Source organism: Paenibacillus sp. sgz302190, assembly GCF_059820445.1.
This window is the reverse complement of sequence record NZ_JBZYAO010000014.1, coordinates 1-14,715: the sequence shown is the minus strand read 5'-3', so window position 1 is coordinate 14,715 and position 14,715 is coordinate 1. Positions and strand designations below refer to the sequence as shown.

14 protein-coding genes and 1 pseudogene are annotated in these 14,715 nt (G+C 51.7%); 3 read left to right on the top strand and 12 right to left on the bottom strand.

All coding sequences use genetic code 11. The annotated features are described in order from the left end of the window. Positions 1-7 precede the first annotated feature (7 nt). A complete protein-coding gene (locus tag AC6RNO_RS16880; RefSeq protein ID WP_497106132.1) occupies positions 8-889 on the top strand; it encodes a CAP domain-containing protein in 882 nt (293 codons plus the stop codon). 86 nt (positions 890-975) lie between these two features. Here the strand turns inward: AC6RNO_RS16880 and AC6RNO_RS16875 are convergent, their stop codons facing one another. From AC6RNO_RS16875 to AC6RNO_RS16820, 12 genes and pseudogenes are all read right to left on the bottom strand, one after another. After that, positions 976-1,485, bottom strand: coding sequence for a DUF4188 domain-containing protein (locus AC6RNO_RS16875; RefSeq protein ID WP_474685165.1), 510 nt, complete (start codon positions 1,483-1,485; stop codon positions 976-978). 10 nt (positions 1,486-1,495) lie between these two features. Then, on the bottom strand, positions 1,496-2,161 hold the full coding sequence (locus AC6RNO_RS16870) for a TetR/AcrR family transcriptional regulator (protein ID WP_474685166.1): 666 nt from the start codon (positions 2,159-2,161) through the stop codon (positions 1,496-1,498). A 178-nt stretch (positions 2,162-2,339) separates the two neighbouring features. Next, positions 2,340-3,827: a stalk domain-containing protein gene (locus AC6RNO_RS16865; protein ID WP_497106131.1), complete on the bottom strand. Its 1,488-nt coding sequence runs from the start codon at positions 3,825-3,827 to the stop codon at positions 2,340-2,342. A gap of 270 nt (positions 3,828-4,097) precedes the next feature. Beyond that, positions 4,098-4,724, bottom strand: a complete 627-nt coding sequence (locus AC6RNO_RS16860) for a nitroreductase family protein (RefSeq protein ID WP_497106130.1) — start codon at positions 4,722-4,724, stop codon at positions 4,098-4,100. Positions 4,725-4,907: 183 nt separating this feature from the next. Then, positions 4,908-5,134 (bottom strand): annotated as a pseudogene (locus AC6RNO_RS16855) (MBL fold metallo-hydrolase); the annotation flags it as partial. An 831-nt stretch (positions 5,135-5,965) separates the two neighbouring features. Beyond that, positions 5,966-7,180, bottom strand: a complete 1,215-nt coding sequence (locus AC6RNO_RS16850) for a M24 family metallopeptidase (RefSeq protein ID WP_497106129.1) — start codon at positions 7,178-7,180, stop codon at positions 5,966-5,968. Positions 7,181-7,199: 19 nt separating this feature from the next. Continuing rightward, positions 7,200-7,943, bottom strand: a complete 744-nt coding sequence (locus AC6RNO_RS16845; protein WP_474685170.1) for an amino acid ABC transporter ATP-binding protein — start codon at positions 7,941-7,943, stop codon at positions 7,200-7,202. A 14-nt stretch (positions 7,944-7,957) separates the two neighbouring features. Then, entirely contained in the window at positions 7,958-8,602 is a 645-nt protein-coding gene (locus AC6RNO_RS16840) for an amino acid ABC transporter permease (RefSeq protein ID WP_474685171.1), read from the bottom strand. A gap of 27 nt (positions 8,603-8,629) precedes the next feature. Further along, positions 8,630-9,484 (bottom strand): transporter substrate-binding domain-containing protein, encoded by an 855-nt coding sequence (locus AC6RNO_RS16835; RefSeq protein WP_474685172.1) that lies wholly within the window; start codon positions 9,482-9,484, stop codon positions 8,630-8,632. Between the two features lie 46 nt (positions 9,485-9,530). Continuing rightward, entirely contained in the window at positions 9,531-10,112 is a 582-nt protein-coding gene (locus AC6RNO_RS16830) for a TetR family transcriptional regulator (protein WP_497106208.1), read from the bottom strand. 149 nt (positions 10,113-10,261) lie between these two features. Next, positions 10,262-12,055: an ATP-binding protein gene (locus AC6RNO_RS16825; protein ID WP_497106128.1), complete on the bottom strand. Its 1,794-nt coding sequence runs from the start codon at positions 12,053-12,055 to the stop codon at positions 10,262-10,264. Then, positions 12,045-12,767, bottom strand: coding sequence for a response regulator transcription factor (locus tag AC6RNO_RS16820; protein ID WP_488437897.1), 723 nt, complete (start codon positions 12,765-12,767; stop codon positions 12,045-12,047). The genes AC6RNO_RS16825 and AC6RNO_RS16820 overlap by 11 nt, the downstream gene beginning before the upstream one ends. 194 nt (positions 12,768-12,961) lie before the next feature. Here AC6RNO_RS16820 and AC6RNO_RS16815 point away from each other — a divergent pair, with 194 nt between their 5' ends. Together AC6RNO_RS16815 and AC6RNO_RS16810 are read left to right on the top strand one after the other, a co-directional pair. After that, positions 12,962-13,972, top strand: a complete 1,011-nt coding sequence (locus AC6RNO_RS16815) for a peptidoglycan DD-metalloendopeptidase family protein (RefSeq protein WP_497106127.1) — start codon at positions 12,962-12,964, stop codon at positions 13,970-13,972. Between the two features lie 55 nt (positions 13,973-14,027). Beyond that, positions 14,028-14,715, top strand: a 688-nt coding sequence (locus AC6RNO_RS16810; RefSeq protein WP_497106126.1) for an alpha/beta fold hydrolase, incomplete at its 3' end; no start/stop codon positions are given.

The window sequence follows — 14,715 nt, the reverse complement described above, 5'->3', positions numbered from 1 at the left end:
GGTTTTAATGCGTTTCAAGAAAACAGCTATCACAGGTGCGCTGGTATTAGGCATGATCGTAAGTTCCGGAGCGGCATCCGCAGCTACTTACACTGTGAACGGCCAAGTCATCGGCAATCTGCAGGGGCTCCCGCAAGGGCTTCAGCAAAACATTCAGCAATTACTTCAGCAAGGACTCCAGCAAGGAAATTCTCAAGGAACTTCCCTGGACAGCTTGCTTCAGCAATATCCGCAATTGTTTGATCCGAGCAACTGGGCCGGCCTGTTTAAATCTCCCGGCAATTACAATATGCCATCGGGTTCTTACCATCACGTAAGACATCATGACTCAGACTCGAATACCGGAACGCCTTCCACCGGCACAACTCCGACGGATACGCCTTCTACGGGTACTGACACAGGCAGTGGCACAGGTACGACGACACAACCTTCTACAGGCACTGACACAGGAACAACGACACAGCCTTCCACAGGCACTGATACAGGAACGACAACAGGCACGACTACGGATACTTCGAGCTCCGCGTATGCCGATCAAGTCGTCACCCTGGTCAATCAGGAACGGGCCAAAGCAGGCTTGAGCCCGCTTACAAGCGACTCCAGTTTGGCTGCTATGGCGCTTGATAAAGCGAAAGACATGTACAACAACCATTACTTCGATCACACTTCGCCAACTTACGGATCTCCGTTCGATATGATGACCAAATACGGAATCCAGTACACGTATGCCGGCGAAAATATTGCCATGGGGCAGCAAACTCCGCAAGAAGTTATGACTGCCTGGATGAACAGCGAAGGTCATCGCCAAAACATCTTAAGCCCTAACTACACGAAAATTGGCGTAGCCTTTTACAACAACGAATGGGTTCAAGAATTTATCGCCAATTAATATTGATTCATACGACAACCGTTTCCGAACCCTCCGGAAACGGTTGTTTTGCTATTCGCTACTATTGTCCCGCAGTTCGCTTCAGATTATACCGCGGGATTCGGCGGAGTCGGTACGGCGGGATCGTTGGTTCCGCCCGTTCTTCTGCGGGCGGTCTCCCTTTTTCCCGTAGCCGGCACATGTTCGCCTGCAGCCCCAAGCCCCATGCGCGGCATATTGCCGTACACGCATTCATACTGCCCCTCCTTCATGAGATACGTCTCATGAAAAATGCCGACCGTCCCGTCCGTGCCGACGCTCCGGTTGAATGCCTGCCACGCTTTCAAGTGCACGCCGCCGCGCGCGTATTTTTCCAGATCATCGAACGACTTCCAGTACTGGATCAGCGTCACTCCGCGCCAGCTTAACAAATATTCGGAGTGTAAAAATCCGAGCTCGGGATGGCTGTACAATTCTTTCAGCATTTTGGGCATCGCGCTCATAACAGGCCACCATTTATGGACGGCCCAGAGCTTGTTGACACGCATTCCGATAATAAATACGACGAATGAATCCCCCATTTGGGCCGTATACCGGCCCGGAACGACTTTTGCCATAGAAAACACCCTACTTTCCGATGAATTGTAAATGCATGTCGTAAAAAGCCATGTAATCCGAAGCTTTGAACATATGAGCGGTTAAATAAGCGCCGTAAAACAGCGTGACCAGCATCGCTACCAAGTTTTCGGTATCCCGCTCGGCGTCAATGCCGCCGTCTTGTTTGGCCTCCTCGACAAACTGCCGGAAGCGTTTGTCAAGATTCGGGTCGACGGAAGCGGCCAGCTCCTCCTTGCCGGGAAACAGCAGATGCAATTCCGCTTCGTTCAAATCGGGCATGCAAGGGTGCATTTTCTGCTCCGCAAGAAACCCGATCAGGCTGAGCATCAGTCCCGGCTGTTTCTTCGCGTCCTCGGCCACCTTGCCGAAAATATGGCGGATCGCGGCCATCCCCCGCTTCTGCTCTTCCCGAAGCTCCACAAGCCGCCGCGTCAGCCAAACGAGCATGAAATAAATGAGTACGTCTTCTTTTTGCGGGAAAAACTTAAAAAACGTCACCTTCGATATTTCCGCCCGCCGGCAAATATCGTCGACGTACACGGCGCGAAACGTATTTTCGCCGATCAATTCAAGACTGGCCTGAAAAACAGCCAGCTTCGCGCGGGCTTTTTTAATCTCCCTCAGCGGCATTTTGCTTTTGCTATGGCGTACCGATTGCCGGTTTCCCGCTCTCATATCCTTCACCTTCTCTGCGTACTTATTGTCATCCATTTGTGAACTTATATTTATAAATTAACTCAAGTAAAGTTTTATGTCAATGAGAAAACCTCTAACGCGGCCATTCAATGATGAGCGGCCGCGTTAGAGGTTGGTTTTACCGCCAAGCAGCGATTGTGCCGCGGCGGGGTATTTCTCACGGATAAATGTTGATGCGTTTTAAAATGTCATCGTCGATAAGAAAAATATTGCCATTGCTATCCGCAGACATCAATATACGGTTTCGGTCCAACGTCAACGGGTCCGACTGCTGTATCTGCGTCTCCGGGATATTGAAGATCCCCCTGTTGTATGTAACGCCTTGAAGATCGGCGTAAACGGATATTTCGCCATTCGGATCGATTCGATGAATGAGCGAGTTTTTATCCAGGACATAGAAGTATCCATTGGAGGCTGACAGCCTGGTTATCGAATCCGTGTCGACAGATACTGCGGCTGCTTTTTTCAGCCCATTGTCCGTAAGTTTGAATATCGTTTTTCCGTTTTTGTCAAACACATACGTGACGCCGTCTTTTACCGTGGAGATCATTCGGGTTACGCCCTCGGTGCCGGAATCGGCGAACAGAGCCATCTTCTCGCCTTTTTTTGCCGAATAGACCGACCGCGTGTGCGGGTCCCCGTAATAATACGTTTGCTCGTCAAGAGAAGCAAAAAAATTATCCTCGATGTTGAAAAAGCCGGGCGTTTCAAACTGATATGTAATCATTTTCACTTCCGGCAAAATGGAATACACGACCGTTCGCAAACGCGGGTCCTCCGTTGTGCTTTCGCCGAGCACGTACAAAGCGCCGGTCGCGTCATTGTAAATCAATCTCTCGGGAACGAACGACGAGTAAATAAAACGAATTTTGTCATTTTTAACGGTATAATCAAAGTTGAACTTCTCGTTAATCGCAGTTACCAGAGAAAGCTTCTCTGAAGCATTCGGATCGTATTTCTTGATGACGAGTCCTGATCCTGTAATCGTGTCATTTTCAAGGATATAAACCTGATTATTTTTGGCCGCCGCCACGCTCTTGGTCGAGAGAGGGGCTAATTTCAGCTTGTCGAAAGATTTTGGATATCGCCAGTCAGCCGTTAGATGATCTACGGTCACATGCTCCAAACGCTGTCTGGCAGGCGCTGCGGCCTGTTCGGCTTCCGCTTTCCGCTCGTTCGAAGTTATTTGAATCTGCTTAACAGTTTCGTCGTAACTGACGGTCAGATGCAAGCTTTCGGCTACGAATCGCAAAGGAACCATCGCCGTTTCGTTGACAATAACGGCAGGCTGCTCCAATTTGGAGCGCGTTCCGTTCACCTGCGACCATGCGTCATCGATCACAAGCTCGATCGTTTGTTCCTTGTCCTGTATCGTAATGCCGCGCTTCTTCTCCTCCCACTTCACATTTGCGCCAAACGTTTCGCTTATGAAGCGCAGAGGTACAAGCGTAACATTATTCAGCAGGATCGGCGCCGTCTGCAAAGCCACCTGTTTGCCGTTGACCGTCGCAACCGGATCGCTTACTTTCAGGACGACCGTCTGCTTCGCCGCCGGAACCGTTTCCTTCGAATAGGCGGTCGGCACCAGCAGCGATAACGATAGGGCCCCCCATAACGCGATAAATATTTGCAGCTTACTCTTCATCCAATCAGTTCCCCCAATTTTAAACAAACTCGTCCGCTCATTCGTAGTTTTGCGGGCTCGGCAGCCCGCCGCAAAGCGCCCATCGGCAAAAGAAAGGCCGAGGATTGCGCTCGCTTCTGTCCCCGGCCTCGTTGTACTAGTTTTTTGCAAGGTTCAATTGCCACGACACGCCGTATTTGTCTTCGCCTTGCCGGCAAACATGAGAAACGGGGCAATTGGGGGGCTTGAACTCGCCAATCGATCAGCTCCTTTTTTTTCGTTTTGAACCCATCAATACCGGTTGTAGCTGACGAACTCGCCGGTCGGTTTGCGGTAGCCGCGCGGCCTTCTTTTGGAAGTGTCCTCTTTCCCAATAGTCACCAGCAAAGCGATTGCATACCGATCCGGAATTTGCAGCACCTGCCGCAAAGCTTCGGGATCGAATCCGATCATCGGGCAAGTATCCCAGCCTCTTTCTTTTGCAGCCAGCATAAATAACTGGGCCGACAAGCTTGCGTTCCGAATGGCCTCTTCCCGCATGAATGTGTCGCCGCGCTCTTCATAAAACCGGGTCACCGATTCGACTGTCATATCATATTCTTGCTTATTAAAAACGCCCAGATGCAAAAAGCCTTCATTTATTTTCGCTACATCCTTGTAAGCATCCATATTGCCCAGCACCGCGATAACCGCCGATGCCGATTTTACTTTGTATTGCTGCGCCGCTGCATGGTACACTTCATCTTTGACAGCAGGGTCCTTAACGACGACATAGTGGGCGTGCTGCAAATTGAATGCCGACGGAGCGAATTTGACAAGGTTAAAAATTTCCTCCAGCTCATGGTCCGGCAGTTCGATATCGGGAATAAACTTGTTGGCGGATCTGCGCTCTTTGACTAAAGAAATAAAATCGGTCATTGTGTCCACTCTCCATTTTCTAGTATGCTGTATGTAGAACAAATTCGAAAAATCTTTAAATTGATTATCTTAATATTAAGATATAGTATTGGGAAGCAATAGTCAAGACCCAATTGAGACACGAAACATAGTTCTGCCGCTAGGGCAAGAAAATGCTTCAGAAAACATGCGGCAAACTTTAACTTAGGGATCCCTGGCTAGACCTAATATTAATCCACCGTGATTACAAACCACCATATACTTTTTCAACGAGAGACGGGCTGCATGCATATCGGGAGTAGTCTGGACATGAATTCCCCCGAGAATCCCGTTAAGACTATACATTGAATCCCCGGCAATAAGAAGAGGACGACACGAATCCCGCCGCAAAGCGGCAGTTCTTGGCCGTCAATCAAGGTTTCGTCCATTTTACACGCCCTTTTTCACCTATTCACCCGTAAACGGGTCGATCAGCTCATTCATCATTAGCCATCTACGATCTGCAGGATCAACTCGAAAAATCACACAGAATTATCCTTCTTTCGTTAAAATCGATAATTCTGTATGAAAATTAATACACATTAGCTCAAATTGTTCTTTTCTCCGACTACTGATCCCCGCCGCCCATGACCGTACATGCAGCTGAATAGACTCCGGCTTCCATCTTTTCATTGAGTTAAAGGGATGAACTCCCCGTCGAACCGGAGGTTTTCTTCAGAACAAGGATTTAAGCTGGCGGCATAACGCGCTAAGCGCGAGCGCAGGGCGGCACGACGTGGACGGCTTAGTTGCATGGGGGGCGGCCGACACGGACGGCTAAGTGCTGTAGCGTGTGCGTCGGGACGGGTGAGTAACTATTCTTTTACCTCCCAGAAACCGGGGCGGCCGTTTGTGAAGCGGCTCGCTAACCCGCAAAGCCTGCAAAAGTGCAGGCTTTTTCGGCAAAAGCGGCTCGTGTGGAGGAAAAGCCTGCGATAGTGCAGCAATTCCCGCTCCAAATAGAACTGAGCCCCGAATTCAGCGAAAAAAACTGCAGATTTGCAGGAATTTATCGCTGCAAGCATATTTTGGGGCAAAAGGATGCACTTTTGCAGGTATTTTCGCATGGCCGGCGTTGTCCTGGCCACAACAGCTTTTCGACGGTCGGCCGCTCGGCACGGCTCGAATAAATAAGGGGTCCCCCCCGATCACCCCAAAACTTATAAATTCTTATATGTCAAAAAAAAGAGAGGCTTCTAAAAGCCTCCCTCTCGACTGCCAACTTAAAGCGAAATCAAATCCCGCGACAGCTTGTTGAGCCGTTCGCAGCCCGATTCCGTTACCAGCACCATATCTTCAATCATAATCGAGCCTACGCCGTAACCGTAATAAGGGGTCTCCAGACAAATTACCATGCCGGGCTGAAAAACGGCACTCTCGGCAGGGCTGATGAACGGAGGTTCCTCCGCCGCAAGGCTCAAACCCGCGCTGTGCCCAAGGTGGCCTCGGTTGTAATTGTCCAGACCGGAACGGCGAATCAGGCCCATGACTTCGTCAAAAACGGACTGCATCGTTTTCCCCGGTTCGATCAGCTCCAGGAGACGGTCGTGCCCGATCCTCAAAGCCTCGTAAGCCCGCTTCGCCGTATCGGCAGGAGCCCCGATGACGAAAGTCCGGGCAATGTCGGACCCGTATCCTAGCACATCGACGCCTACGTCAAATTTGACCAAATCCCCGGGCTCGCCCGGACGGGTATCAAAAATATGCGCAGGGGCAAAGTTCGCCCCGACGGAAATCATATGAAATCGCGACGTCGATCCCTCTCGGTTGCGCAGCAGCGCCTGCTGAAAAGCGTGCGCAATGTCGGCGGCGGAGCTCCCCGCCCGAATGCTCCGCACGGCTTCGGAGACGCCCGCTTCGGCATAGGCGCAGCTTCGGCGCAGCAGCTCGATCTCCCATGGCGTCTTGATCGCGCGCAGCTCGCTAAAAACGGGAGCTGCCTCGACCAGCTCCCGGCTTCCCGCGAGCTCAAGCAGGGCCGCCGCCGCAGGATACCGCATGGAGCCCAGCTCGACGGCCACCCGGCCTTGCGAGACGCCATGCTCGTCCAACACTTGCACGAGCAGGCCGAACATTTCCTGCACCTGGTGCGCGGTCGGCCTTTTGCCTTGATATTTGCCTCCCCGCAGACCCAAAGGATCGTCGACATCGACCCACGTCGGATACGTTCTGATCTCGCACCCGGGCAAATCCTCCGGAACGCCGGCGGCTTCGAACTCGTTCATGATCACGATCGTCTTCCGGTTCGGATCGCGAAACATGACGGCCAGCGCCACTTCACTCATGCGCAGCGTATACATGAACGTGCTCGGGTGACCGGAGAGGTAGTAAAAATTTTCACAGCCGGACGCCACGAGCGCGTCCAGGTTGTCCCTTTCCATAATCCGCCTCGATCTCGCGGCAATATGGCTCAAATGTTCTGCTTTGCTGGAAAGCACGGTCTCACCCTCCTGCGTGTTATTCGCCAAGCTGCCGTAAAAATTTACGCGCGCGTTCGGTCTGCGGCCCGGCAAAAAACTGCTCGGGAACGCCCTCCTCCTGTATTTTCCCTTCGCTCATAAAAATAACTCTGTCGGCCGCTTCCCTGGCGAACTTCATTTCATGTGTCACGACGACCATCGTCCTGCCTTCCGCGGCAAGCTGCTTGATCACCGCGAGCACCTCCCCCGTCAATTCCGGGTCCAGGGCGGATGTCGGCTCGTCAAACAGCATGATCTGCGGCTCCATGGCGAGCGATCTGGCTATCGCCACCCGCTGCTGTTGGCCTCCGGAAAGCCGGGACGGATATTCGTGCTTCTTTTCCAGCAGGCCGACTTTGGCCAGCAGCGATTCGCCAAGCTGCACAGCCTCCGCCTTGGGCATTTTTTTCAAAAGCATAGGAGCCATCGTGACATTTTCCAAAACGGTCATATGCGGAAATAAATTAAAGGATTGAAAAACCATTCCGGTTAACGAACGGATCTGTTTGATCGCCTGCTTTTTCGCCGGGGCATCCATGGCCGCATCCCACTTGATGCCGCCTATGCGGATCGTTCCCTCATCAGGCTCCTCCAGCCCGTTCAGGCAGCGCAGCAGCGTGCTTTTGCCCGAACCGCTCGGGCCGATGACGACCACGATTTCCCGCTGACGAATATGCAAATCGATATGCTGAAACACCTTTAAATCTTGAAAACTTTTGCTAAGCTTGCTAACCTCGATCATGCGAACCCACGCCCTTAATAAGCCTTGGATAATTTCGTTTCAATGCGGTTCAAAATATAGGAAAAAGCCATGCTCATGATCCAATACATGAGGGCAATTGCAATATAAAAAGGCATCGCGATATAATACTGGGCCATGAGCAGTTGAGCCGAACGGAGCAGCTCGGTGACCGTCACGATGGATACGAGCGAAGTTTCCTTCAGCATGCCGATAAACGTATTGCCCATGGGCGGAATAGCTACTCTGGCCGCCTGCGGGAGCACGACTTTCAGCATCGTCTGCCACGGCGACAAGCCGAGCGACAGCGCCGCCTCCGTCTGGCCTTTGTTCACGGACAAAATCGCGCCGCGAAACGTTTCGGACAAATAAGCGCCGATATTGATGCTTAAGGAAATATAGGCCGCAGTGAGCGGCCCAAAATTGATTCCGTAATCGGGCAATCCGTAATAGACGATAAAAATCTGAACAAGGATCGGCGTTCCGCGGATAATGGAGACATAGACTTTGGCCGCATTACGAATGAGCCAATTTCCTTTTAACCGCGCTATCGCTACGATCAGAGCGATTATGAAGCCGAAAAACATCGATACAAGCGTGATAAGAAGCGTATAGTAGGCACCCGTCAATAGAAAATGGAGATTTTGAATAACAAGATCCATTCCATGCATCCTCTCCAGTCGTGCCCGTTAAATGTTAGGGTCGACCCCAAACCATTTTTGGAAAATCGTTTTAAACGTTCCGTCGGCTTTCATGTCGCTTAACGCTTTATTGATCGCATCCAGCAGCTCCGGATTGTTCTTGCGGATGGCGATGCCGGCGGAGTCCTCTTTGATCGGATCGCCTACGGTTTTGATTTTGAATTGATTTTTCTCGACCAGCGGCTTGATCGCGAATATGTTGTTGATCGTCGCATCGATCCGGCCGACATTCAAATCGGTCAAGGATGTGATAACGTCGTTGTACGTGGCGATTTCAAATGTTCCGACTTTCGGCAGCACGACGTCGCGCAAATATTTCTCATCGTTCGTGCCGAGCCCTACGCCGACTTTTTTGCCTTTGAAATCGTCGATCGACTTGATCGTCGTGTTGTCGCTTTTGACGATGACATTGACGGCATTTTTAATATAAGGCGTGGAAAAATCCATCGTTTTTTTGCGGTCGTCGGTGATGGTCACCTGGCTGACCAATGCGTCGTACTTGTCTTTTTGCAGACCTTCGATCAATCCGGAAAATTCCCCGGTGATGAATTCCACCTGCACACCCAGACGCTTGGCGACTTCTTTCGCCACATCGGCGTCAAATCCGTCCACTTCATGCTTGTCGTTCAAAAAGTTATACGGGGCATAGGTTCCCATTAAGCCCACTTTGATTTTGCCCGACTTTTTGATTTGTTCGAGCAGGTTCGACGAGGCCGCCGCTGCGGTTGGCTGGGCGCTTGGGCTTTGCGCCGCAGGCTGCGACGGTTTCGTCCCGCATCCTGCGAGTGCGACCGTAATTACGCTTAACAACGATATCGATTTAAACCATCTGTTCATTTTCATAGTGACTTCCATTCCTCCCGATTGTTCTCTAGTCGTATATGTTTCATTATCCCAACAATCCCAAAATCTCAAACCTTGCCGTTTCTTCCGCCATTTGCGCAGGGCTGTACGCCGATTCATAATCGACGTCGTGCATCGGGCCGAACAACCATTTGGTGAGCACCCCTGTAATGAGGCCGACGAGAATGCTTACCCGCAGGGGCACATCAATCTTTTGCGGCAGCATGCCGAGCTCTATAGCGCGCTTGACGTTGCTCTTGAAGGCTTCTTCGAAGGCGATCCATGATTGCGATACGGCTTCCCTGACCGGCGGGTCGGCGCCCTGGCCTTTGATCAGCAGCAGCGCCATCAAATACCGGTTCTCATGGGCGAATTCGAACAAATCCGTGAGCAGCCGCGCCGACGACCGCACCATATCTTCCGTAGTCCCTGCGTGCTTGCGGTATCCTTGTTCGATCACTTTGGCCAGCTTCTCTTTGCCGCCATCGATTAATTCCAGCGTAAGCTGTTCCTTGCTCTGAAAATACCAATAAAACGTTCCTTGGGACACGCCCGCAGACTTAACCACATCCGAAATTTTCGTATTGTGGTACCCCTTTCTCGCAAACAGCTCAAGCGCCGCCCCCATCAACTGCTGACGGCGATCTTCCTGATCCGGTACGTTTGCAATCCTAACCACCTCTTCTCACTTAACTGACGAGTCAGTTAATTTTAATTCCGATGTGTTTACTATATTTTAAACGTGCCTTGTTGTCAAGATGATAACCCTGTTCAAAATCAATTCTGCACTTCGGCATGCTTGTCTGCCGGATTTGTCTGCGATCCTTCGAGCTTCCAATGAAGCAGGATCGTCGTCCCCCGCCCCTCGGCGGTTATGACTTTGATCGTCCCGCCAAGCGCTTCCGCCAACGCCTTGGTAACGGCCATGCCAAGCCCGGAGCCCTCCGCTCTGCTTTCGGTGTCCGTGCCCCGGTAATACCGCTCGAACAGCCGGGTTGCCGTCTCTTCGTTCATTCCCCTGCCGTTGTCCGCGAAGGATAAAATAATGCCGGATGGCTCTGCGGCTTGAACGGACACCGTTAAAATCGTCCCTGCATCGTTATGCAGCAGGGCGTTGGCGACCAAATTGTCCACGATACGTTGAAACCAGGGCTTATATACGAAAATATAGGAGGGAGTGCCCGAAGGGATGAAACGGACGCTGCCTCTCGCGTATACCGGATGGTTAGCCGCTTCCTCGACCGCTTCGGCTGCATATTCGTTAATTTCCACAAGCTCGTCGGAAGGAGCCCCCTGTCCGTTTCTCAGCCGGTACGTCAGCGTCAAATCATTGACCAACTCGTCCAGAAAGGAAGATTTGTCCAAAATGATTCTGGCAAAAGAGCGCACCTCTTCCGGCGTCCACTCATACGTATCGTTCTCCAAAAGATGCGCATAGCCTTTGATGGAGGACAAAGGGGTTTTCAAATCGTGCGAAACGCCCCCGATCCAATCGGCCCTCATTTGTTCGGTTTCTTCCCGCAGCCTCTCATTGCGGTGCAAAGTCTGCGATAACGAATTCATCGAATCGATCACGTCCTGATAGACGCGAAACTTGCGTTTTCGTCTGCCGCGGCCGTCCTGGCTGCGGGGAACGCCGCCCGGATCGGCAGGTTCCTCATACCGGCCTTCTCCCAAAAATCCGAGCCATTTCAGCACATGCATGATCGGAGAGCCGAAGCGCTGCCCGAACAAATAGGCGACGATCAAGAATACGAGCATTGCCGCCAGCAGGAACGTTCCAATACCGATAGCGAGCACGCGAATCTCCGGATTGAACAGCGGCTTCTCCCCGGGCTTCATGCCGGATAACGGAGAGCTGAGCACCCAGGTCCGTCCGGTTTCCTTGATGTAACGCGACTTCAGGCTCGTGCCGTAACGATCAGGGTATACGGAGCGCAGCGCCAATTCTTGAACGGAGAAATCGGCTACGGCTTGGGCGGGCTTGTTAAAGGACGCTATCTCTGCGCCGTTCTCGTCCAACAGCTGCAGCCAGGCCGCACCGCTACTCAGGCTGCTCTGCAATTCGTCCGGAAGACGAATGTCTTTGCCGTTAATGACAGCGTGATCGACCAATTGTTGGAGTAAGTAGTCGTCCCGCTTTTCTTTGCCGTAAACCAGCGTATGGAGGGTACCGTCCTTTTCCTGTATCCACAAGTACAATTGATAGGGAAAAGGGCTCTTTCCAAGCCAATAAGCGGTTAATTGTCCCGGACCGTAGGAGAGCGGAACATCGTTCGGCGTATAGAAAGCGTCCGTTACTCTGCCCTTTTCATCGAGATGCTGGAGCCATCCTCCGCTTTCGCGAACCTGCTCCAAAAGCTCCGGGTCGAATCGCAGCTTGTCCCCTTCGGATTGAATCGTTGTAATCAGCCGGTACAAGCCTGCGCTCTCGAATTGCCGCGTCGCGTCTATCTTCGTCAACTGGTCCAGCATCCAATAAAGCGCGGCTCCGGCCAGCGCCAACAAAATGAGCCCAACGGCCGCCAGCCAGGCGACCAGGCGGAGAGCAAGCCGGCTTTTAATGTTCATGCGGAAGCTCCTTCTTCACCAGCTTGTACCCAAGCCCCCTGACATTCACCAGGTACTCCGGCTGGGCGGGATCGGGTTCTATTCGCTCGCGGATCCGGTGAATATGAACCATGATGGTGTTGTCGTCATTCAAGCTGTTTCCGCCCCACACCCGTTCGTATAGCTCGCTTTTCGTGAAAACACGATTGGGGTTTTTGCATAAAAACATCAGGAGTTGAAAAACAAGCGAAGGGCAGGGAACCGGCGTACCGTTCACGCGCAGCTCCGCGGCGGCTTCATCGACCTGAAAACGGCCGAAATCGATCATTCTGCCAGCCGGAGCGGCTGAGGACTGAATCGCTTTGCCGGAACGGCGCAGCAGCGACTTGATTCTGGCGACGATTTCCAGCGGATTAAACGGCTTGGTGACATAATCGTCCCCTCCGACCGCAAACCCGGTCAGCTTATCGAAATCCGTCGTCCTCGCGCTCAGGAAGAGAATAGGAGCGTCCGTTAATCTGCGGATGAAAGGGCAGGCCTCAATGCCGCTCATACTCGGCAGCGTTACATCGAGGACGATGACGTCATAGCCTCGCCGCTCGCACGCGATCAGCGCCTCCTCCGCCGATTTTACTTTATCTATCGTCTGGAACCCTTCTTTGCGAAGTACCGTTTCCAATAACTGGAGTAACGCTTGTTCATCGTCCACGAGAAGGATGGCGGCATCTTTCAAGTTCATTTCACTCCTCTGCTCCCTGCGTTTCCTCTTATTTTAACATGTTCCCGCTGACGGTGAACCGCTGCAAACTTAACGGAACCTTAATTATGGCTGATCCGAATTAAGATTGGCGTAATATTCCGTTTCCAATGAAATAAGACTGATCTTTCATAATGGAGATAGACCGATTAGAGAATGGAGTGGAGACAATGAAAAGAACATTAGTACTGCTGACAGCTTGCGCTATCCTGCTCGGAGGGTGTGGAAGCGGCAATAACGGCAGCGGGAAACAATCCGCAGCCACTTCGGAACCGGCAGCGGCATCCGAATCGAAGGAGCCAGATGCGATGAAATTTAAGGCGGAACAAATCGGGCAGGCTTTGCTTGACGGACAATACGATGCGATTTACAAACAAACTAGCGCCGAGTTTCAAAAGCAAATTGCTAAAGACCAGTTCCGGGAGGTTGTCACCAGCGTCAGCGAGGGCGTAAAAGTATGGAAGCCCCATTCGCAAGCACGGTTAAACGGAACGAATTATTTCACGTGGACAGATCAGGAAGGCAAAAAAGGAGTCATCTTAACGATGGATGCGGAGAACGTGATTACGGGACTTCAATTTAAGCCGTTGGAAAGTTTTCCGGCAACGGACGATACATTGACCAAGCTTGAATACGGCGCTCCGTTCAAAGGGGAATGGTTCGTTTTTTGGGGAGGCCGGGACGTTCTCTCGAATTATCACTACGCGTATCCCAGCCAGCGCTACGCCTACGATATCATTCAGGTCAAGGACGGATATTCCTATAAGGGGGATGCCGCCAAAAATGAAAGCTATTATGCGTTCGGACAAGAGGTCCTCGCGCCCAGGAACGGAAAGGTCGTCGACGTCGTGAACGATATCAAGGATAACGTCCCGGTCGGTACTATGAATGCCGATCGGCCTGCGGGCAATATGGTCGTTATCGATCACGGCGATGGAGAATACAGCTTTCTCGCGCATCTCCGGGAAGGTTCCGTCAAAGTCAAAATCGGAGACAAAGTCGCCAAGGGGGACCCGGTCGGGCTATGCGGCAATTCCGGCAATTCCAGCGAGCCCCATTTGCATTATCAAGTATCCGATAACAAAGACTTGTTCGCAGGAAAATCGATTCCCGTGCGCTGGGAGAACGGTCTGGTTATGCGGCAGGGAGAAGCCGTCGCTAACGCTGCCGCCGCTCAATAACGACGCCCGATCAGCCATTGGAATCTATGTATTGACATCCAGGAGAGTGTGAGAGATGAAAAAATGGCGTAAAAGATTATGGAAGACGCTTGTTATCGGGTTCGTGGCTATTCTTGTTTTTCTGGGATCAGGCGCGATATATGAACAGGTGAGCGTCCGGAATGATTTGAAAACTTATACCCCTAGCGGCAAGCTGTACAAAGTGAATGGGAAAAATATGCATTTATATACCGGCGGTCAAGGGGATGTAACGGTTGTATTCGCTTCCGGTTGGGGCACGGCCAATCCGTATATTGATTTTTACCCGCTGTATGAGAAGCTCGCGCCACATGTTAAATTCGCAGTTTACGACCGGTTCGGCTATGGGTACAGTGATACGACGGACAAGAAGCGTGACATCGATACAATAACGAACGAAATACACGAAGTGCTGCAGGCATCCGGCCAAAAGCCGCCTTACCTGTTTGTGGGACATTCGCTAGGATCCCTTGAAACGCTCCGGTTTGCACAGAAATACCCGGACGAGGTACAGGGCATCGTGATGCTGGATGGCGGAAGTCCGGAATATTACTACAATGATGCCGAGGCGCCGGTAAGCGGCTTTATGTATAAGCTGCTCATAAAAACAGGCGTAATTCGAATGCTCTTTCACTCCGACAGCGTGATCGAAAACTCGCGCTCCATTCGCAACGGCTTGAAGTTCGTGCCGGATGAACTGAAGCAGATTGACCTGACAGCCTCAT